The following is a 20,498-nucleotide window of genomic DNA, read 5'->3' as shown; positions in this document are numbered from 1 at the left end:
ATAAAACAACTGGAAAAGGTTATAATGGTGCATTTAATGTATGATATTCCCATAAAGATACAGGGCATCATTATGTGTTGTGCTCATCTCTACCTCAAGGGTATAAAGTTCAATAGGGGGCTTGCTTCTAAAATTATTAAGGTAGGTAGGTGTAAATGTGTTAAGTGTTCAATTATCTCAATACTTACTAAAAGAGTCTAAACCAGCTCTTCATACAGATGGAAAACGAGTGTATATGTTAAATGATGATGTGTGTTTTAATTATATAAGTCTTGGATCTAAGGAATTAAAGTTAGTTGAGCAACTTTATGTAGCGGAAGGATTATTTGTATGTCACACTGACCGAAAGTGATAAAGTGTTGCGTAAATAACTAATTTGGATGACTTGAATGTATAAACCTAAAAACTTTCCTTTATGGATAGTTTTTTATTACAAAGAAAAGACACCCATATAAGAGTGTCTTTTCCGATAGTTTTTTAGCAGAAGCAAGAAGCTCCAACAATGATCAATAAAATAAACAATACAACTAATAAAGCAAATCCTCCAGAAAAACCGCAGCTTCCGCCGCAACTACCACCATATCCCACAATAGTTCCTCCTTTAAGTAAGAGGGGAAAACAAGGGTACACTCATGTATTTTAACGGATTCAAATTACTTTATGTTGTTTACGCAAGAATGGAGCAGGTCCTTTTGAAAATAAAGAAAAGACACTCTAAGGTGCCTTCCTCCGACTGGATAACCACATTTCATGTGTTGGATTATGGGAACTGGTGGATAACTTGCAAATTTGTTACCAACTACTCACTCCAACATCCGCCTTCAACCACTTCACCCAATCAGAATCTTCTACCTTAAGCAAACTTAACGAAACACCTTTCATATCTAAAGAAGTGAGAAGGGTACCAACCTTTACGAACTTCACATGTAAGCCTTCCAGCTCACATAAACGGCGAATGTCGTTTGCGAAAATGTATTGTTCCATTAATGGTGTCGTACCGAGTCCATTAATGAGGATGGCGAAGTTGTCACCTTTTTTCCAGCGATAAATGCTTTTTAGTTTGTTCATAAGTTCAATCGCTAATATTTCAGAAGAGGATAGTGCTTCTTTACGGTAACCTTTTTCGCCGTGGATACCAACTCCGTAAAAGACTTCATCGTCGTTTAATGTGAAGGAATCTTTTCCCTGCATGGGATCATTGGCAGGCGAAAGGGCGACTCCTAATGTATGTAAGTTTTCGGTGACAGAACGGCCGAGTGTTGTTAGTGCTTCTAAAGAATAGCCTTCAAGAGCGGCCGCACCAAGTATTTTTTGAATGAAAACAGTGCCCGCTACGCCGCGTCTTCTTTTATTGAATGAAGCATCATCTTCAATTGAAACGTCGTCATTTACGATGATGTGGTCAATTTGTCTTCCTTCTTCTTTGGCGATTTGCTTCGCCGCTAGAAAGTTTTCTACGTCATCTTTAAAGTTTTTAATGATGAATAAAATACTTTTATCTTTTGGCATGAGGCGGGTTGCCGCAATAATTTGTTCCACTGTAGGCGGAGTGAAAATACTCCCGTTTACTGCCGCTGTAAGCATTCCTTTTCCTACATAACCAATATCAGCGGGTTCATGTCCGCTACCACCGCCGCTTATAAGGAAAACGTTTTGCTTCATTTTTTCGATATCTTTTACATAAATGATGTTATGTGTTTCGTCATAGTTTACTTTGTCGTTATGTTCAAAATAAAAGCCATGCAGCATATCTTGAACAATATTTTCTACATCATTCATAATCTTTTTCATTGCTTTTGCCACCCTTTAATTACTTTGCTGATTGCTCGAGTAAAAGTAATAATTGATTGTTTATCATGTTTTTCATGAGAGAAGACATAATGGATGGATCTACTTCACATTTACTTTCAATCCAATCTTTTATCGTTCCAACGAAGCCGTGACTATAAAAGGAGGCAATCGTATTTTTTGTTTCAATAGAAAGAGTTAGTCTACAGCTCATCGATAGTTCATCAATAATCTTCATATATAAGTTTTTCGTATGCTCAAATAAATAGTGATTAAATGAGTTTTGCTCAATGACTTTAAATGCATTTCGGTAAAATTTTTGATTTTCATAAAAGTAATCAAATAATAAATCGAAAATGTTTTCCCATGTTTCATAATCGAGAAAGTCTATAATATTTTCTTTCGTTTCTTCTTTATAAATCCAGCTTAATAGTTCGAATTTATCTTTAAAATGATAATAAAAAGTTTGCCTACGCATTTGACAGTGTAACATAATATCGCTTACTGATATTTTATGAAACGACTCCGTTTCCATTAAATGTTTCAACGAGTTCGCGATTATCTTTTTAGAAATTATAGAAGAGGTCATCATAATCATCCCTAGAATGTAGTAATATGAAAATCCTATCTACAAATGAATGAAGTGTCTTTAGACAAATTGTCCATTTTGTCCGTTTACTATAAAACGCTTTCATTTTAACATGAGTAGTAAGAAGAAGATTTCAAATATATCACAATATATTAAAGGAATTGAGGGAGAATCACAATGAAAAAGATTATAAATAAACCAGAAACATTAGTAATGGAAATGTGCAACGGAATGGTGATGGCCCATCCAGAGCTTGAGTTTTTGAAAAAATATAAAGTTATTAAGAAGAAAGAAATGAATGAAAATAAAGTAACGTTAATTAGCGGCGGTGGTAGTGGTCATGAGCCAGCACATGCAGGTCTAGTCGGAAAAGGAATGTTAGATGCGGCAGTGTGCGGAGATGTGTTTGCTTCTCCTTCGCAAATTCAGATATATCAAGCGATTAAAGAGACGGCTAGTAAAAAAGGTACGTTATTAATTATTAAAAATTACAGCGGCGATATTATGAATTTCAAAAACGGTGCGCATTTAGCGACTGAAGATGGAATTGAAGTCGACTACGTAAAAGTGGACGATGATATTGCGGTAGAAGATAGTCTTTATACAGTAGGACGCCGCGGCGTTGCGGGAGTTATATTCGTTCATAAAATTGCCGGCGCAGCAGCGGAAGCAGGTATGGATTTAGGAGCGGTGAAAACTATCGCTGAAAAAGCAGCGGCTAACGTGCGCACGATCGGTTTAGCGTTAACTTCATGTACAGTTCCAGCGAGTGGATCACCTACTTTCACACTTGCTGAAGATGAAATGGAATACGGCGTAGGTATTCACGGCGAACCAGGTATTAAACGCGAAAAAATGCTGTCGGCTGATGAATTAGCTAACCGTATGACAAATGATTTAATAAAAGATTTAGGAGTAAAAGATGGCGAGGAAATCGCGCTTCTAGTAAATGGTTTTGGCGGCACACCACTGCAAGAACTTTACTTATTTAATAATGCAGTTACGAGAGAATTAGCTGCTAGAAACATTAAAATTAATAGAGTATTCGTCGGTAACTATATGACAAGTATCGATATGGCTGGTATGTCTTTAACAGTAATGAAATTAGATGATGAGCTAAAAACATTACTATCGAAAGAGTGCAATACACCTGCGTTTAAAGTAGATGGACCTGTTGAAAGTGTAGAGTACGTGAATGTGCTTGAAGATGTAGAAGAGAAGGAAGTTTCATTTGAAATAGAAACAGCGGAAGAGCACGCTGTTATGAAAGATAATGTCATTACGTTAAACAACATGATTTATCTCGTTGATAAAATGAGCGACATCATTATTAAAAACGAAGTACCGTTCTGTGAGTTAGATACGCATGCTGGTGACGGTGACTTCGGAATGAGTGTGGCAAAAGGATTTAAGCAATTAAAACGTGAGTGGCATTCTATTTTAGGACAAGAGAATGTAACGATTGGATCGTTCCTCGATAGTTGTTCTATGATTATTATGGAACATTGCGGCGGCGCTTCAGGCCCAATTTGGGGTGGTGCGTTCCGCGCAGCTAGTAAAGAAGCGGGCGAAAAACGTGAACTAACAGTAGGAGAATTTGCTGAAATGTTACAAGCAGCACTTCACGGCATACAATCTATCGGTGAAAGATCGTTCGGTAGAGGAGCGGTAGTTGGTGATAAAACACTTGTTGATGCACTTGCTCCATGTGTAGATTCTTGGATCGACAGTGCTTCAAATGGCACAGACGTGAAAACTGCCTTTGAAAAAGGAGCAGAAGCAGCCGTTAAGGGAGCAGAGTATACGAAAGAAATCGTTGCTCGCATGGGCCGCGCTGGTACAGTTGGTGAAAGAAGCTTAGGATATCCAGATGCAGGTGCGCATGCGCTTGGGGTTATCTTTACGGAGATTGCGGGTAGTTTGAAATAGGAATGAGAAAATCCCCTCTGCCTTATGGTGGAGGGGGTTTTTTTATATAGTTGAATGATATATTAATATGGTTTAGAAGCAAATCAATTACTTTAGTTGCAAATGATTTCGGTGCATAGTTCAAGGTTAAATGGGCTGAAGTTAATAAGTAGTCTGCTATATGTTGTTTAAGAAAGGGCACTCCATTGAGGGAGTGCCCTTTTCGTAATTCATGATATAGAATCTCTTTATATTACCAGGAGTCACCGTGGCTGGATTGCATGTACATAATTGTACTAGATTTAGTCGAATCAACTTGTTCCTTAAATTCTGATTGTGAAGGGAATGCTAATCCTATAGATAAAGCAGCTGAAAGTGTTAAACCTAAAATCGTTCCGAAAATTTTCTTCATTATTTTAACGCTCCTTTTTCGAAAGTTTTTTCTTTAGCTTGATGACTAATATAAAAGTATTTACTAGCTTTTACAGTGTCGCTTTCTTCGTAAAACTTGATTGCTAATTTTTCATTGTATTCTTGTGTGTAATTATAGAGTTGTTGTGTGTCGAAAAATGAGATAGCTTCCAAAGATAATTCTTCGAGAATAACAGCTGGAACACCTTTATTCATACAATCTAAAAGTTTGAAATGATATAGGTATTCTTTGTTGTCTAGCTTCTCACAAATTGCTAATCCTCGTTCGATTAACTCGGCCGACTGTTCAAGTTCACCAATCTTTAAATGTTCTCTAGCTTTAAGGAAGATGGCCCTAAAATGCTCTGGAGTTTTAGTTGTTACTTCTGATAAGTGTCGAATTGCTAAAGTGGATAAGTTTTGGCTACTATATAAAAAACCTAAATTATTGCGGACTCTTAATATTAGGGAATCCTCATTCTTTTTACGTAAAATATCTATTGCAGAATTAAATTTTTCTTCTGCTACAGGGAATTGTTTTATATCAATACATGCTAAACCGTATAAGTTCTCACAAGCGGCAACATTATTTTCATAACCATTATATTTAGAGAAGATTTCTTTAGCCTTAGTCACATGTTGAATTGCTAATAGAGGTTGATAAGTATGAAGATAGAAGTTAGCAAAACGATAGCTAAACTCGGCTATTTCAAGATCGTCATGAATATGTTGTAATAGCGTTTCGGCTTTTTCGTAGTATTCCCAGGCTTCATTGTTGTTGGAAATTAGTGTGGCGTGAATCCCTTTGAAAAAGTGATAATAATAAGACAACGATTCATTTTTAGGTATATCCAGTGAATCAATTGCCTGGAAGCTTGTTGGTGTGATGCTTAAATGATCAAGCAAAACTTTAAAGCGAAAAGTAAGAAGTGAGTAATGGAATAGTAAATTTGGATTTTCATTAATACTTTTTATGTGTGTATCAATCTCTGTTTTTAAATGTTTTGCTTCTTTTAGGTGCTGGGCACGTATCTCTTGATACCAATTATTTAAAAGTTGTGTGATCATATCTTTTGTTTTTAGATGACTTACCATAATTCTCCCCGCTTTCTACTATGTTTATTTGTATATTGGTATGTATATACTAACAAGAAATTAAGTGTGATAGAGTGATATATTGCAAGAAAAAACTTTTTCAATAATTTTCTGATAATTTAAGGGGTAATTAGAATATAAATAGAAAAGGAATTTAATGGGATTCCTTAGGTGGTGATCATTTATTTATTTCCAAAAAATAAGTGAATCGAGCAAGTATGACTATTGCACTTAAAACAAATAAACAGCCTTTTTGTAAAGTGAATCTACATAAACTGATTCAGAATCTTATAAGAATCCATATGGAAAGTATTCATTCAAATAACAAACAGCCCAAGTTCCAATGAGGAACTTGGGCTGTTTGTATGTTGTATTTCCTTAATATTGTAAATAAGCATTTTACTCCATCGTCATCAAGATAAAAAAACAAGTGGATCATACTTTATGGTTATGTAAAAAACTTAAAAAAGCATAACCCAGCAGAACCTTTGTATTTTGCTATCCTACGCATTTCACCCTGCACAAAAAATATTTCTCAACATTGCATTCGTTGAAAAATATTGAATATTCGTATTATAACGAATATTATGTTGTTATCGACAAAAAAACGATAATTCGCAAGTATCGGGGAGGAAATGCATTGAAAAAGAATAAGAAGTTAAAACCGTTATCAGTATTAGCAACAGCGGCAGTGCTAAGTAGTAGTTTTGCTTTTGGAAGTCATGCAGCGTATGCTGAGACGCCAACACCATCTCTACCAATAGATGAGCATTTAATACCGGAAGAGCGTTTGGCAGAAGCACTAAAACAACGGGGAGTAATTGATCAATCTGCATCACAAGCTGAGACGTCAAAGGCTGTTGAGAAATATGTTGAGAACAAGAAAGGGGAAAACCCTGGGAAAGAAATCTTGACAGGAGATAGTCTTACGCAAGAGGCTTCTGATTTTATGAAAAAAGTAAAAGATGCAAAAATGAAGGAAAATGAACAGGCGCAACAGCCCACAGTAGGGCCAGCAGCTGGACAAGGTGCAGGATTGAATTCTAGTAAATTAAATGGAAAAGTACCTACTGCACCAGCGAAGCAAGAAGAGTACAACGGCGCTGTTCGAAAAGATAAAGTACTTGTTTTACTTGTAGAATTTAGCGATTTTAAGCATAACAATATTGATCAAGAGCCAGGATACATGTATTCTAAGGACTTTAATCGTGAACATTATCAAAAAATGTTATTTGGTAATGAACCATTTACGTTATTTGATGGATCGAAGATTAATACATTTAAACAATATTATGAAGAACAATCTGGCGGGAGCTACACAGTTGATGGAACTGTAACGGAATGGCTTACTGTTCCAGGAAAAGCTTCAGATTATGGTGCGGATGCAGGTACTGGCCATGATAACAAAGGTCCTTTAGGGCCACGCGATTTTGTGAAAGAAGCATTAAAAGCAGCGGTAGCAAAAGGAATTAATTTAGCAGACTATGATCAATTCGATCAATATGATCAAAATGGTGATGGAAATAAAAACGAGCCAGATGGCATTATTGATCATTTAATGGTTGTGCATGCTGGCGTTGGTCAAGAAGCTGGCGGCGGTAAATTGAAAGATGATGCGATTTGGTCTCATCGTTCAAAACTTGGATCAAAACCATATGCGATTGATGGCACAAAATCTTCTGTTTCGAATTGGGGCGGAAAGATGGCTGCATACGATTATACAATCGAGCCTGAAGATGGAGCGGTTGGTGTGTTTGCGCATGAGTATGGTCATGATTTAGGCTTACCAGATGAGTACGATACAAAGTATTCAGGACAAGGTGAACCTGTTGAGTCATGGTCTATTATGAGCGGCGGCAGCTGGGCTGGAAAAATTGCAGGAACAGAGCCAACGAGTTTCTCACCACAAAATAAAGAGTTTTTCCAAAAGAACATGAAGGGCAACTGGGCGAATATCGTTGAGGTAGATTATGATAAACTTCGCACGGGAGTCGGTGTTGCGACATATTTAGATCAAAGTGTTACAAAATCAAAACGACCAGGAATCGTTCGTGTTAACTTACCAGACAAAGATATCAAAAATATCGAATCGGCATTTGGTAAGAAGTTTTATTACAGTACAAAAGGAAATGACATTCATACAACACTTGAGACACCAGTATTTGATTTAACAAATGCAAAGGATGCTAAGTTCGATTATAAGGCATTCTACGAACTTGAAGCGCAGTATGATTTCCTTGACGTATATGCGATTGCAGAAGACGGAACGAAGAAGCGTATTGATAGAATGGGCGATAAAGATGTAAAAGCCGGCGTGGATACGACTGATGGTAAGTGGATTGATAAATCATACGATTTAAGTCAATTCAAAGGGAAAAAAGTAAAACTGCAATTTGAGTATTTAACAGATATTGCAGTAGCTTATAAAGGATTTGCGTTAGATAATGCAGCATTAACTGTAGATGGAAAAGTTGTCTTCTCGGATGATGCAGAAGGCCAGTCAGCAATGACGTTAAAAGGATTTACTGTATCTAACGGATTGGAACAGAAAAAGCATAACTACTATGTAGAGTGGAGAAATTACGCTGGTTCTGACACGGCGTTACAACATGCGCGTGGCCCAGTCTTTAATACAGGAATGGTTGTATGGTATGCGGATCAAAGCTTTACAGATAACTGGGTAGGCGTTCATCCAGGTGAAGGATTCCTAGGAGTAGTAGATTCTCATCCAGAGGCAATCGTAGGTACATTAAACGGACAACCGACTGTGAAGAGCAGTACACGTTATCAAATTGCTGATGCGGCATTCTCATTTGATCAAGCGCCAGCATGGAGAGTAGACTCGCCAACTCGCGGTATCTTTGACTATAAAGGATTACCAGGAGTTGCAAAATTTGATGACTCTAAGCAGTACATCAACAGCGCGATTCCAGATGCAGGACGTAAGTTGCCGAAACTAGGATTGAAGTTTGAAGTAGTAGGTCAAGCTGAAGACAAGTCTGCAGGTGCAGTTTGGATTCATCGATAGAATAAGGGGAAACTATGAGAGCTGCCCCATAAGTTGGTGAAACCGACTTATGGGCAGCTCTTTTCTTATTCTAGAAACGTGGCAGTTTAGTTTAGGAACCAGTTCATTGGAAAGGAAGATATAAAATTCATTTTCAATAAAAACGAGAAATGATATCGCTAGAAAATTTCCTTTTACTTCCATGTGCGAGGTGTAAAACAAAGGGAGAAAGTCAGTAGCGGTCCTGTTATATTCTGCATAGCAGCGATTTATATGTCGAGAAATCAAAATAGATTTATGTAGCATGTCGCTTTAGTTTTAAAAGTAGAAATAAATCAGTAAATTACAATCTAGCATAATTCAAATTAACTGAAATGCATGAGCAAAAATACATTCTCATACGAGATTTTTATTAAATTACAAAATACTTATCAGACTTGATTGTAAGAAATGATAAGTATCGTTGGTATAATTGTATTGTTATTATCCTTAAGACCATTTAAAGAAGACTTTGATAATTGATTTTTTATGATGTACAGAAAAAATTAATTATCACATCCTTTTATTTTCACACTAGAACCTAAAAAGAGGTTCTGTTACAAAGTTTTTTAACAAGAAAAAGTTATGTTGCAAAAAGGGTTGTGCCTATTAATTATATGAAGAGAGGCATGTATTGTGTTACTAGACAAAAATACTTAATACACCAATGTTACCTTCACTCACCCTCCTCATTATTATAAGCTAATAGTGGTTCGTACATCATTATAGCGTGATTCTCCGTTACATATTGGTCTTCTATAAACTGTTTCTGTTGATTATATACTCTACGTTGAATAACATTATGTCGTATATAACCACCCCAGTATGCAGATTGGATTGAGTGTTCTTTTTCATATACTTCATATTGATAAAGCTGCGGATGGGCAATTCTCCATTCACCGACTAAATGCTTATCTGTAATATAAAGGTGAAGTTGATACGATTGGTCCGTTTCATTTTTGATTTGTAAATCCAAATAATTATAAGAACAAGTCGCTCCACTTCCAAATGGTTGGGTCCGCTTGGAATCAGGAAAGACATCAAAACTATGACGATATCGCTCTGTTACTGTCAATGGTGTATGTAAGGTCATCCAATATATTAAATTTGAAAGCTGACAAAGCCCTCCTCCAATGCCTGCTTGAAAAGATCCATAGTGTAGTATCATGCCCTCTACATACCCTTTTCTTCTCGTAGGCTTACCTATTAAACGCCAGTAAGAGAATGTTTCTCCCGGTCTAATGACGATACCATTTAGTTGTTTAATAGCAATATTCAAATTAACAACTTTATTCTGTTGATACCACATATCTACATCTTTGAGCTTACGAAGTAGTATCGTTCGGTGCTGAATCGCTGTATAGGGTAACTTTTCTTGTTGAAACGTTTTTGCATATGTTTTGCCGTCTGCTAACCACTGAATGTACCTCTTTGTAGAGTAATACCATGTCCCTAGTAGAATGCGATACTTAGACCGCTGTTTAGGACGTAAGTTCACTAAATTCATTTTATTTCCTCTCTCCATCAATAAGTTGTATTTTTTTTAGCTGCATAATAATTAACATAAATAGATAAAAGACGCAAAAGAACAGGATAATTAATCTAATGGGGACTTTATTTTTTCCATTTTCAAATTGCTTATAGTGATGTGAAAATCCGCTTCAATACGATAAATTCAAATAACACATTATAAATATAAAGGACAATCTTAAATAAAAAATAATGAAAATTAAAGAAATTCTAAAGTATTAATATGTTTTTACTAAATATTGATTGATAATAAGTTGTTTTTTGAGACTTTACTAGGTTCTGTTGCAATGCTTCTTAGCAAATAAAAAGTTAAGTTAATTACAATGAAAGATTATGCAACTCTTAGTAATTACTGTAATTCATTGTACGTCGAAAAACCGCAGTCTAGTCCCTGACTGCGGTTTCGTTTATATAGAGATAGAATCAAAACTCTATACTTTCGGAATTTTTTACGCAAGCAAACCATTGACCTATTATCTCGTTATGATGCTTAATAATTTGAGACGCCGATAATACTGTAGAATTATATGTACTATGTCCATTCTTTACAAGAGTAACGTCATATCCCAAGCTGTATGCACGCCGGCATGTTGCATCTATGCAAATTTCAGATTGAATGCCTGCTATAACAACTCGGTTTATATTTCTCATTTCCAGCTCTTGTTGAAGACTCGTTTTATGAAAAGAATCCGGATGATTCTTTTCAAGAACGACATCTCCTGTTGCTGGAGCAATTGATTTATGAATTTCCCATCCAGGTGTCCCTTGTCTAAGCGAGGAACCAGGCTTCCCGTTAAACTTCATATAAAAAATAGGGGCTGAAGCAGAACGTGCTTTAGAAATCAATAATTGAATAACTCTTAATAATTCCGTTCTATTATATAGGACTTTTCTCTCCTCAAATGAACCTACCTGTACATCAATAATAAGGAATGCTGTACAGCTTTTCATCATAAATACCCTCCTAATACGTGGTCCAAAAATACAAAAGTGAAATATATGCAAACTCCAATGCTATGCACATTTAATGTATCCAAAAGTTCCAAAGAATATTGCATGGAGGTATGAAGTGGATTCCAATAATTGTATCTATTCTTTTTCTAGAATCTGTTATTAAACCTAAAATCAAATATATAATTATTGGTGCAGCTATAATTGCTATTCTAGCCAATGTTGTTGCCGGAACGAAGCGTCTCTTCAAATTAATTTCCAAGACACTCAAAAGTATAAATAATTTAAGTGTCTTGGATATATTTTATCCTTTAAATATTGCTGGTTTTTCAACTCTGAATGATTTTACCTCACCGCACTCTAAACAGAATGTTGTTAATAGTTTAGAACGGCCTCCTGCTTTAAAGAGCGAACTAGACGTATCTTCACAAACATATGCATGATAAGCAAATCCAACTTTCCCCTCTTTAAATTTAGTAGAACCGCAATTATCACATCTCTTATTTTTCATAGTACTAACACCTCTTTAGGTTGATATTTATTTTGGTGTGTTTTTCTATTGTAAAATACATTTCTCCATCTCCTTTACAAATAGAAGTAAATTAACTTGGTTATAAATAGTGTTTTCGACATGATACACCATGTCCCTTTGTAAAACTTTGTGAAATATGCTGCGGAGGACTATCTGTATGTTATATTTACTTTTTATTTATATATTCACAAGTGAAATAGCATAATATCAGTATGAATCCCTATAGTGATATGAATTTTTGCATATTTTGAAATTCAGTATATCCTCCGAAAACTTTTGATTGTATAATGTGTTTTGTCATATTATTTTAGATTTTTCGACAAAAAATAACAAAAATAGAAGGCGTATTGGGAGAATGCATTATGTACATAAAACTATTAAAATCAATTACATCATTATCACTTATTGGTGGTGCTTTATTATATACAAATGGCAGTGATGTGAAAGCTGCTGAAACGGGTGCTTTTTCGGATGTACCTACATCGCACTGGTCCTATCCTGCGATTAAAGACTTAGCGGGTAAAAATATTATTTCAGGTTATGGAAATGGGATGTTTGGTTTTGGTGATGTTGCGACGAGGGAGCAGGTGGCAGCCTTAGTTTATCGAGTGTTAGTACCGAATAAGCAAGGTGGTACGTTTAGTAATGATGGTGCTCGTTATGTATTAAAAGATGGGTCTACTTTAAACAATCCTTATCGTGATATTCGCTCAGGTTCTACACTCTTTCCTGAAGAGGTTTTAGCGCTAACGAAATTGGGGATTTTTAAAGGTGATGGAAATGGCGGTTTTAGACCGAAAGATTCTGTTAGTCGTGCGGAAATGGCGCAAATTCTAACAAATGCTTTTCATCTTTCTGCTAAACAAAAACACACATTTAACGATGTTCCAAATGGTTTTTGGGCAGAAAACGCGATTAGTGCCGTGCAGTCAAATGAGATTGCAGCTGGTACTGGGGAAGGGAAGTTTGGACCATATAACACGGTAACACGTGAACAGTATGCACAGTTTTTATATAAAACTTTGAAATATAAAAATACTGATGTAAAGGATACAGGAGATGCGGCATTATTAACAGCATTCAAAAATGAAGTGCAAACGCGTATTAATACGTACGAAACGAACATTACACTTCCATATAAAACGAAAAATAGTAATACAAAAGAAGTGATGAATACACTTTTCACCGCATATAAAGAAGTTGCAAGTAAAAATGAGTATACAAATTATAATAGATCGAATGTTTCATATGGACTTTCTGGATCACCTGGAGATTATACGTTTACGTTAAATATTACATATCGCGAAACGAAAGAACAAACAGAGTATGTGATGAAGCAAGTGAAAGCAATCGTTTCTTCTATTATTCAAGTCGGAATGGATGATCATGAAAAAGTGAAGGCGATTCATGATTACGTAGTAAAACATGTTTCTTACGATACGTCTTATAAAGCGTATACAGCATATGAGGCACTCGTGAATCGTTCTGCCGTTTGCCAAGGTTACGCACTATTAACCTATCAATTATTAAAAGAAGCTGGAATTGAGAATCATTTTGTAGTAGGAACTGGAGACGGTCAGCCTCATGCTTGGAATTTAGTTAAAATCGATAACAAATGGTACCATCTTGATACAACATTCGATGATCCAATACCTGATAAACAAGGACGAGTAACATATTCTTATTTCAACTTATCAGATGAACAAATCGCAAGAAATCATGAGTGGAACCGCGGGGATTATCCGCAGGCTACAACAAATTATTATGATACACTGACGAGTAAAATTGCAGGGAGAAACTCTAAATCAACGGCGTACGAGCAAATTTTGAAAGATACAAAGTTAAATTATTTAGGAAATGAATACATCGCAAATAACTATAACGAATTAAAAAGTAAAATGCAGCAGCGCTATAGTGCAAAGCCTGAAAAGATTGAAATTCTGTATAAACAATCAATGGACGGCTCACTGCAAGATGTGAAGAAGGCAATTGGAGAAATTCGTTTCCCGCAAGGCGCGAACCGCGTTTCTTATAAAGCGGAGCCGTATAATGCAAAAGAAGGATATTCTTTAGTGACGATTACGTTTACGTAGTAAAAACAACCTAGATCCATGAAGGATCTAGGTTGTTTTTTTATACCTGAATTTGACATATACAGTCTGACTGTATAAAATAAAACTATACAGTTGAACTATATAGTTTAGCTATATAACTATCGTTACATTGGAGGTCTCAATGAATAGAGATAAAAATTTACCATTAACGGAAACAACGTATTACGTTCTTTTAGCTTTATTAGAGCCAGCACATGGATATTTAATTATGCAAAAGGTGGAGGAACTTAGTAATCATCAAGTGAAAATCGCAGCGGGTACATTGTATGGTGCGGTTGAAAATTTATTAAAGCAACAATTAATAGAATCGGTAAAAAGTGAAGATAAACGAAGAAAAGTGTATGTCATTACTGAACGCGGGAAAGAAGTATTACACTTAGACTTTATGAGGATGCAGCACATTGTTGGAGTTACAAAAAGCTTATTAAATGTATAGTTAGGGGGAATCGATGATGTGGAGATTGAAATTCTTTTTAGATTTTGAAAAAGAGGAGAAATGGTTAGAAGAGATGGCTTGGAAAGGCTATCAACTAAAAAGTAATACATTTGGTTATAGATTTAGAATCGCAGAACCGGAAGATACGAAAATTAAAATAGATCATCGAATATTTAATAGACGAAGTGATTTTATTAATTATTGTACGTTATTTGAAGATAGTGGCTGGAAGCATATAGCCGGTAAATGGTGGTCTGGTACGCAATATTTTAAAAAGGTAAATGAGGAAAGTGAAGATGACATTTTTTCAGATCAAATGTCACGAGCAGGGAAGTACAAGCGTCTATCTAAGACATTTTTAGAATTGGCGATATGTTATTTGCCGCTGTTAATCCTATTTATGTTTAATAATACGGTTAATATAGGAGCGATTATAAATCCAAGAGAACTGTACTTTACACCGGGTTTATGGGATAAGCAAGGTGCAGCATTTTTAGGGTCATTCTTATTTGAAACACCATTTGCATTAATGAGAGGTATTTCATGGGTATTTATCCCAGTTATGATAGGGATGTTTTTCGTTTGCTCGTATAAGGCGAATAGGTTGTATGAAGAGAAAAAAATGATATGAGAGATCCCCTTAAAGCTTATGCTTTGAGGGGATTATTTTGGATTCGTAAATGCATCTTCTTAAAATAGATTAATGAAAAGGATGCGGATTGGAAACAAATTATCATGATTTTATTTTTTATAAATCAAAAAAGGCATTTAATTAAGTAGGGGTCTCGACACATTTCCTATAATGATTGATATGTTACGTCTTTCAAAAGAATCTACTTTATAGAGCATGCCTACAATTTATATTTTACTATTTGTATTTTCATGAATATGTATAATTACATAAAATTTAAGGGGAAAAGAGAGTATACTTTGGTATTGTGTAATAAAGATAGAGCCCGCCTACGGAAATAGGTGGGATTTTTTAACGTATAAAGAAAAGACACTCATATAAGAGTGTCTTTTCCGATAGTTTTTTAGCAGAAGCAAGAAGCTCCAACTATGATTAATAAAATAAATAATACAACTAATAAAGCAAAGCCGCCGCCACAACTACTACAACTACCACCAAAGCCCATAACAGTTCCTCCTTTAGATAAGAGGAGAAAACAAGAGGTCACTCATGTATTTTAACGGATTCAATTTACTTTATGTATTTACGCATGAATTGAGCAGGTCCTTTTGAAAATAAAGAAAAGAGACCCTAAGGTGATATTATCCCCTTTAGGTAGACAGTGTTAAAAAGACCATGTATAAACATGGATGTTACACTATTACTTGGAGGGGATTTTTCATGGCAAAAAAAGGTACAACATTTAATACATACTCGGAAGAAGTAAAGTTATCAGCTGTTCAAAGTTATTTAAACGGAGAAGGAAGCTACGATATGATAACGGAGAAATATCAGATTAAAAGCTCTACACAACTTAAAAATTGGGTAAAAAAATATAAAGAATGTGGTGAAATTACAGATGCTCGTGGGAAAAATAGTGGAATGAAAGGGATACCAAACCCTTTAAAAGGCAAACGTGTTCATTTCAACACCATTGAAGAGGAACGTGACTACTATAAGGCTCAGGTTGAATATTTAAAAAAGCAGTATCCAAATCTGTAAATGGGGGCGTACCAAAATATAAAGAGAGATATCGTATCATTGAATCATTAAAGAGAAAATATCCAGTTCTATGGCTTACTAAATTTGCGGGTGTACATCGTTCAAGTTACTATAAGTGGATTCATACAAAAAGCATAAAAAACATGCGACTAGAGTCCGATCAACGATTAAAAAAGGTAATACAATCTATTCACGTAAAGCACAAGGAATATGGTTATCCACGTATGAAAATCGCTTTACAAGAAAAAGGTTATTTTATAAATCACAAAAAGGTATATCGCTTAATGAGTGAGCTCAACATTCAGTCTATTATTCGGAAGAAGCGTCGCTTCTTTAAAGGGAACTATTCCAATGTTTTTCCGAATGTTTTAAACCGTGAATTTAAAAATCGTCAACAAAATGAAGCACTTGTTACAGATATTACGTACCTACGATTCCAAGAGGGATTTCGGTATCTTTCTGTTGTCCAAGATATTTATAATAACGAAGTTGTTTCTTGGAAAATATCCAAGCGCAATGATAATGAACTTGTATTAGATACAATTGAAATGTTGGCACAAAAAAGAGATGTGCGTGGAACCATTCTCCATTCAGATCAGGGATTCCAGTACACATCTCATGCCTACAACAAACGACTTTTAGATTTAGGTATCATTGGCAGCCACTCTCGCAAAGGAAACTGCCATGATAATGCCTGTATCGAGTCATTTTTCTCCCATTTTAAATCGGAGATGTTGTATTTGAATCATTTTAAAACAGAAGAAGATTTAATACAAGCAATTGAAGAATATATTTACTTTTATAACTATAAACGGTTCCAAAAACGACTCAACCATCGAGCTCCGATAGAATATCGAATCTCGATGGCTGCTTAGTCTTTTTAATACTGTCTACTTGACAGGGATAAGACCAAAGGTGCCTTCCTCTGACTTGAACCACTTTCTCTGAATTAAAATGGTATTCTCCTAGTAAATTGATATGTTCCCAACCTAAAGGTGACATATGATGCAATAAGTTCTCATTAAAACTACCTATCCGTTTTTGATATTTAACTGCTTTTGTTAGATGTAAAGTATTCCAGATACTGATGGCATTGATAATTATGTTTAAGGCACTGGCCCTTTGCAATTGATGCTGTATGGTTCGCTCACCTTGTTTTCCGAAGAAAATAGCTCTTGCAAGTCCATTCATGGCTTCTCCTTTAATTCGAATGGTAGCAGCACCTTTTAATAGAATTGTCCCCTTGGTTTAACAAATGTTTTTTTGTAAATAATATGTTTGTTAAAAAATTAATTAAGGGGGACTTGTATGCCACAGGATCGAAAAGCAGAAGTTCAAAACGATGCATACGAAGGAAAAGAGATTATGCCAGATAACCCACAACATCTACCGCGTCACGTGCAAATGGAGCTGCCTCACGAATTTTCTGTAAATCCTCTGTTTGCCCGCGAAGGAGAATCAGTCGTTCCGCGCTTTAACATGCCTGATGAAGGCATGTTACCAGAAACAGCGTATCAAATCGTCCATGATGAAATTGCTCTTGATGGCAATGCCCGCTTGAATCTTGCAACATTCGTTAGCACATGGATGGAGCCTGCCGCAGAGCACTTATATGCCAAATCATTCGACAAGAACATGATTGACAAGGATGAATATCCACAGACAGCCGAAATTGAGGAGCGGTGTGTCCGCATTTTAGCAAACCTCTGGCATTCGCCCACTCCCCTTACGACTATGGGCGTTTCAACAACTGGATCGTCGGAAGCATGTATGCTCGGGGGGCTTGCGTTAAAGAGACGCTGGCAAAATGCACGCAAAGGCGAAGGGAAGCCGGTGGATCGGCCCAATATTGTGTTTAGTTCTGCTGTTCAAGTCGTGTGGGAAAAATTCGCGAACTATTGGGAGGTTGAACCACGCTATGTGAAGGTTAGCCCAGAGCATCCCCGATTGGATCCTCAGGGGGTCCTCGCTGCCGTGGATGAAAATACGATTGGTGTGGTACCGATTCTCGGTGAGACTTATACCGGGATTTACGAACCGGTTGCCGCCATTGCGAAAGCGTTGGACGATTTGCAGGAGAGGACGGGACTCGACATTCCTATGCATGTGGATGCGGCTTCGGGGGGATTTATAGCACCGTTTCTTCAACCAGATTTAGTCTGGGATTTTCAATTACCGAGGGTGAAGTCCATCAATGTATCCGGACATAAATATGGATTAGTCTACCCTGGGTTGGGTTGGATAATTTGGCGGGAAGCTGAAGATCTCCCTGAGGATCTAATCTTCCGCGTCTCCTATTTGGGCGGGAACATGCCGACTTTTGCCCTGAATTTCTCTCGTCCTGGCGCACAAGTGCTCCTGCAATATTACAATTACCTGCGTTTGGGGAAAAGTGGGTACTATGATGTCCAAAGGGCTTCTCAGAAAGTCGCTCTTTTTCTTAGCAAGGCGATTCAGAAGATGGAACCGTTCGAACTTTTGTCCGATGGTTCGGATATTCCGGTTTTCGCTTGGCGACTGAAAGATGGTTACACATTAAACTGGAATCTTTATGATTTATCTCGACAATTGCGTGTGTTTGGCTGGCAAGTACCCGCCTATCCATTGCCTCCAGATATGGAAGCGGTGACGATTATGCGCGTTGTGGTTCGAAATGGATTTTCCATGGATCTCGCGCATTTATTTTTGAGGAACCTCAAACAGACCGTTGCCTTTCTGGATTCGCTGGACGGGCCTATGCCACATGATACGAAATGTGATAATGGGTTTCATCACTAAATGAAAAAAGCCTAATTTTTTCACATTTAATTGAGAAATTAGGCTTTTTAATATTGAAATTTCCTTAACGTTGTAAATCAGCATTTTTCTGACGCCACCCCATGCCCATCAAGCTAACAACGTAAATTACTAGATACGAAATGATCCTTGTTTCAAAACTAGTGAGTGATGGAATATTAGGCATGCCAAAGAAGCCTACTAAAACGCAATTTTTTCACTAGGCAGCTTCTCTATGCTTCATCGTTGTTTCATACACAACCCCTAGAATATCAAAGACGGTCATCTTCTTATACCGATGACATTTACGACCGTTCTTTTTGAGCAGCTGATAAAGGCGATGCAGAATTTTCAAAAGTTCTTCTGTGCCAACGGCTATCGCTTGAAACAGTAACGGAAAGTAATCTTTAATCATATAAATCGCTTTGTATTCACTCAGCTCCTGTTTTTTCTTTTCAAGCAGAAGCTGTCGCATTTGAAACATCGTAGAAGAACAGAGGAGAATGCCGATGAGTTGTCCATATAAATGGCACTCTAGGCGTTCTCTTTTAATATTTTTACATTCATCAATTTCAAAGAATGACTTCCACGTTTTAAATAAAATCTCAACCTGCCAACGAAGTGAATACAATGAATGCACGTAGTTCGTCGGTACTTCTTCTAGCGACGTGTTCGTGATATATACATTCATGCCCATTAAACGTTTACTTTTATCCTTCATGACAATGCCTTTCTTCTTTTCACGTATCGCTTGGTTTTTCAGGCGTGTTTGCGTTTGATCATCGGTTAAACGATGGATAATGACACGTGTTGGAAGCTTCTGATTTTGGCCAATGTATGCCTCAGGGATTTCCATCGTTTCACCAGGGGTTAGACCAAACATAATTTGTGTCATATCAAGCTGGATGTATTCTGTTTGCTTTTTTAATGTCCCATTTTTGAAGTATTTTGGCTTAAGGTTCTTGATATAAATACGTGTATTCAGCTTCAACCGCGAGATATAGTAAGCCTCTTTATCATGAATGGATTGTAAGTCTCCTAAATCAAAGTAACCAAGATCACGCAAACATAAATCGTCCGCCTCTACGGTTTCAAGGCAGATGGTACCGTATGTTTTATCATTATTCTTTCCTGGTCCAAGCTGTACGTTAAGAAATTGACCACTCAGTAAATCATATTCCAATTGGATTTTCACGCCTGCCGTATTACTACTTCCACCTGAACCTTGATAGTCAGTGGCGAAATGATCAGGCAGTTGAAACACTGTCGCATCTAAAATACGGATACGATTGAAAGTAGAAATCATGTGTGCAGAAAGCGATTGATTTGTACAGAGTTTTCGTGTGAGAAGAGAAGTAAAGACTTCTCGAAGAAATGCGACAGCTTCTGGATTAAAGCGTTGATTCAGTCCTTCTGGGCTCATCAGTACCCCAGTGGAAGATTCTAATCGACTACACAATTGTGTAAGTGATGTGCTAGCTATTTCCTGACTGAGCCATACGCAAAGGGCAATGAGTTCGTTTGCTTGATACTTACTAGATCGTTGTACAAAACCAACTTGTTTGGCGATGTCTTGTAGGATTACTGGAGATAAAAAGTATTGTAGCTCTTGTGCGAAAAGATTTAGTTCATTTGAAATGATAGGATCCAT

The 20,498-nt window shown here is 36.5% G+C and carries 18 protein-coding genes and 1 pseudogene; 8 read left to right on the top strand and 11 right to left on the bottom strand.

Going from position 1 to position 20,498, the window contains the following annotated elements; translation table 11 throughout:
* The first annotated feature begins 157 nt into the window (after nt 1–157).
* The gene (locus tag MKX77_RS19255) at nt 158–352 is read left to right on the top strand and encodes a hypothetical protein (RefSeq protein WP_341307996.1); all 195 of its coding nucleotides are present in this window, start codon (nt 158–160) and stop codon (nt 350–352) included.
* 125 nt (nt 353–477) lie between these two features.
* Here the strand turns inward: MKX77_RS19255 and MKX77_RS19250 are convergent, their stop codons facing one another.
* From MKX77_RS19250 to dhaS, 3 genes are all read right to left on the bottom strand, one after another.
* Nucleotides 478–588 carry a YjcZ family sporulation protein gene (locus tag MKX77_RS19250; protein ID WP_341307517.1) on the bottom strand — a complete coding sequence of 37 codons (111 nt, stop codon included), beginning with the start codon at nt 586–588 and terminating at the stop codon, nt 478–480.
* A 204-nt stretch (nt 589–792) separates the two neighbouring features.
* A complete protein-coding gene (gene dhaQ, locus MKX77_RS19245) occupies nt 793–1,791 on the bottom strand; it encodes a DhaKLM operon coactivator DhaQ (protein ID WP_341307516.1) in 999 nt (332 codons plus the stop codon).
* Nucleotides 1,792–1,810: 19 nt separating this feature from the next.
* Nucleotides 1,811–2,377: a dihydroxyacetone kinase transcriptional activator DhaS gene (gene dhaS, locus MKX77_RS19240; protein ID WP_215555439.1), complete on the bottom strand. Its 567-nt coding sequence runs from the start codon at nt 2,375–2,377 to the stop codon at nt 1,811–1,813.
* 177 nt (nt 2,378–2,554) lie between these two features.
* Here dhaS and dhaK point away from each other — a divergent pair, with 177 nt between their 5' ends.
* Nucleotides 2,555–4,306 carry a dihydroxyacetone kinase subunit DhaK gene (gene dhaK, locus MKX77_RS19235; RefSeq protein ID WP_341307515.1) on the top strand — a complete coding sequence of 584 codons (1,752 nt, stop codon included), beginning with the start codon at nt 2,555–2,557 and terminating at the stop codon, nt 4,304–4,306.
* A 232-nt stretch (nt 4,307–4,538) separates the two neighbouring features.
* On the opposite strand, the gene MKX77_RS19230 is transcribed toward dhaK, so the two are convergent.
* Both MKX77_RS19230 and MKX77_RS19225 read right to left on the bottom strand, forming a co-directional pair.
* Entirely contained in the window at nt 4,539–4,697 is a 159-nt protein-coding gene (locus MKX77_RS19230; protein WP_341307514.1) for a general stress protein, read from the bottom strand.
* Entirely contained in the window at nt 4,697–5,791 is a 1,095-nt protein-coding gene (locus tag MKX77_RS19225; RefSeq protein ID WP_341307513.1) for a response regulator aspartate phosphatase, read from the bottom strand. Before MKX77_RS19225 ends, MKX77_RS19230 begins: the two co-directional genes overlap by 1 nt.
* A 640-nt stretch (nt 5,792–6,431) precedes the next feature.
* Between MKX77_RS19225 and MKX77_RS19220 the strand changes: the two genes are divergently transcribed.
* Complete coding sequence (locus MKX77_RS19220) at nt 6,432–8,819, top strand: immune inhibitor A domain-containing protein (RefSeq protein ID WP_341307512.1); 2,388 nt, start codon at nt 6,432–6,434, stop codon at nt 8,817–8,819.
* Between the two features lie 694 nt (nt 8,820–9,513).
* Here MKX77_RS19220 and MKX77_RS19215 read toward each other — a convergent pair.
* From MKX77_RS19215 to MKX77_RS19205, 3 genes are all read right to left on the bottom strand, one after another.
* Nucleotides 9,514–10,344, bottom strand: coding sequence for a VanW family protein (locus MKX77_RS19215; protein WP_341307511.1), 831 nt, complete (start codon nt 10,342–10,344; stop codon nt 9,514–9,516).
* Nucleotides 10,345–10,790: 446 nt separating this feature from the next.
* Nucleotides 10,791–11,321: a cysteine hydrolase family protein gene (locus MKX77_RS19210; protein ID WP_215555444.1), complete on the bottom strand. Its 531-nt coding sequence runs from the start codon at nt 11,319–11,321 to the stop codon at nt 10,791–10,793.
* A gap of 301 nt (nt 11,322–11,622) precedes the next feature.
* A complete protein-coding gene (locus MKX77_RS19205; RefSeq protein WP_215555445.1) occupies nt 11,623–11,829 on the bottom strand; it encodes a hypothetical protein in 207 nt (68 codons plus the stop codon).
* Between the two features lie 383 nt (nt 11,830–12,212).
* Between MKX77_RS19205 and MKX77_RS19200 the strand changes: the two genes are divergently transcribed.
* The 3 genes from MKX77_RS19200 (at nt 12,213) to MKX77_RS19190 (ending at nt 15,031) form a co-directional block, all read left to right on the top strand.
* Nucleotides 12,213–13,943 (top strand): S-layer homology domain-containing protein, encoded by a 1,731-nt coding sequence (locus MKX77_RS19200; protein ID WP_341307510.1) that lies wholly within the window; start codon nt 12,213–12,215, stop codon nt 13,941–13,943.
* A gap of 142 nt (nt 13,944–14,085) precedes the next feature.
* Complete coding sequence (locus MKX77_RS19195) at nt 14,086–14,400, top strand: PadR family transcriptional regulator (RefSeq protein WP_002134744.1); 315 nt, start codon at nt 14,086–14,088, stop codon at nt 14,398–14,400.
* A 13-nt stretch (nt 14,401–14,413) separates the two neighbouring features.
* Nucleotides 14,414–15,031: a DUF2812 domain-containing protein gene (locus MKX77_RS19190; RefSeq protein ID WP_341307509.1), complete on the top strand. Its 618-nt coding sequence runs from the start codon at nt 14,414–14,416 to the stop codon at nt 15,029–15,031.
* A 403-nt stretch (nt 15,032–15,434) separates the two neighbouring features.
* On the opposite strand, the gene MKX77_RS19185 is transcribed toward MKX77_RS19190, so the two are convergent.
* Complete coding sequence (locus MKX77_RS19185; protein WP_000505688.1) at nt 15,435–15,536, bottom strand: YjcZ family sporulation protein; 102 nt, start codon at nt 15,534–15,536, stop codon at nt 15,435–15,437.
* Between the two features lie 215 nt (nt 15,537–15,751).
* Here MKX77_RS19185 and MKX77_RS19180 point away from each other — a divergent pair.
* Nucleotides 15,752–16,947 (top strand): IS3 family transposase gene (locus MKX77_RS19180; RefSeq protein WP_341306816.1). Its coding sequence is split into 2 segments (ribosomal slippage): nt 15,752–16,058 and nt 16,058–16,947, totalling 1,197 coding nucleotides; the frame shifts between segments, so codons are not numbered across the junction.
* Between the two features lie 52 nt (nt 16,948–16,999).
* Here the strand turns inward: MKX77_RS19180 and MKX77_RS19175 are convergent.
* Nucleotides 17,000–17,275, bottom strand: a pseudogene (locus MKX77_RS19175) (Tn3 family transposase); the annotation flags it as partial.
* A gap of 105 nt (nt 17,276–17,380) precedes the next feature.
* On the opposite strand from MKX77_RS19175, the gene MKX77_RS19170 reads away from it, so the two are divergent.
* Entirely contained in the window at nt 17,381–18,850 is a 1,470-nt protein-coding gene (locus MKX77_RS19170; RefSeq protein ID WP_341307508.1) for a glutamate decarboxylase, read from the top strand.
* 217 nt (nt 18,851–19,067) lie between these two features.
* Here the strand turns inward: MKX77_RS19170 and MKX77_RS19165 are convergent, their stop codons facing one another.
* The gene (locus tag MKX77_RS19165) at nt 19,068–20,498 is read right to left on the bottom strand and encodes an IS4 family transposase (protein ID WP_341307507.1); all 1,431 of its coding nucleotides are present in this window, start codon (nt 20,496–20,498) and stop codon (nt 19,068–19,070) included.

The sequence above is a fragment of the Bacillus sp. FSL R9-9410 genome (genome assembly GCF_038050385.1).
In the GTDB taxonomy this organism is placed as follows: Bacteria; Bacillota; Bacilli; order Bacillales; family Bacillaceae_G; genus Bacillus_A; species Bacillus_A cereus_U.
Note: the sequence above shows the minus strand (reverse complement) of the source record. Positions and strands in the feature narration are given on the sequence as shown.

Bases quoted from the DNA above. Each gene is read 5' to 3' on its own strand.
- dhaQ (WP_341307516.1), bottom strand. From the start codon at position 1,791: ATGAAAAAGATTATGAATGATGTAGAAAATATTGTTCAAGATATGCTG.
- dhaS (WP_215555439.1), bottom strand. From the start codon at position 2,377: ATGACCTCTTCTATAATTTCTAAAAAGATAATCGCGAACTCGTTGAAA.
- dhaK (WP_341307515.1), top strand. From the start codon at position 2,555: ATGAAAAAGATTATAAATAAACCAGAAACATTAGTAATGGAAATGTGC.
- MKX77_RS19230 (WP_341307514.1), bottom strand. From the start codon at position 4,697: ATGAAGAAAATTTTCGGAACGATTTTAGGTTTAACACTTTCAGCTGCT.
- MKX77_RS19225 (WP_341307513.1), bottom strand. From the start codon at position 5,791: ATGGTAAGTCATCTAAAAACAAAAGATATGATCACACAACTTTTAAAT.
- MKX77_RS19215 (WP_341307511.1), bottom strand. From the start codon at position 10,344: ATGAATTTAGTGAACTTACGTCCTAAACAGCGGTCTAAGTATCGCATT.
- MKX77_RS19210 (WP_215555444.1), bottom strand. From the start codon at position 11,321: ATGATGAAAAGCTGTACAGCATTCCTTATTATTGATGTACAGGTAGGT.
- MKX77_RS19205 (WP_215555445.1), bottom strand. From the start codon at position 11,829: ATGAAAAATAAGAGATGTGATAATTGCGGTTCTACTAAATTTAAAGAG.
- MKX77_RS19200 (WP_341307510.1), top strand. From the start codon at position 12,213: ATGTACATAAAACTATTAAAATCAATTACATCATTATCACTTATTGGT.
- MKX77_RS19195 (WP_002134744.1), top strand. From the start codon at position 14,086: ATGAATAGAGATAAAAATTTACCATTAACGGAAACAACGTATTACGTT.
- MKX77_RS19190 (WP_341307509.1), top strand. From the start codon at position 14,414: ATGATGTGGAGATTGAAATTCTTTTTAGATTTTGAAAAAGAGGAGAAA.
- MKX77_RS19185 (WP_000505688.1), bottom strand. From the start codon at position 15,536: ATGGGCTTTGGTGGTAGTTGTAGTAGTTGTGGCGGCGGCTTTGCTTTA.
- MKX77_RS19170 (WP_341307508.1), top strand. From the start codon at position 17,381: ATGCCACAGGATCGAAAAGCAGAAGTTCAAAACGATGCATACGAAGGA.
- MKX77_RS19165 (WP_341307507.1), bottom strand. From the start codon at position 20,498: ATGGATCCTATCATTTCAAATGAACTAAATCTTTTCGCACAAGAGCTA.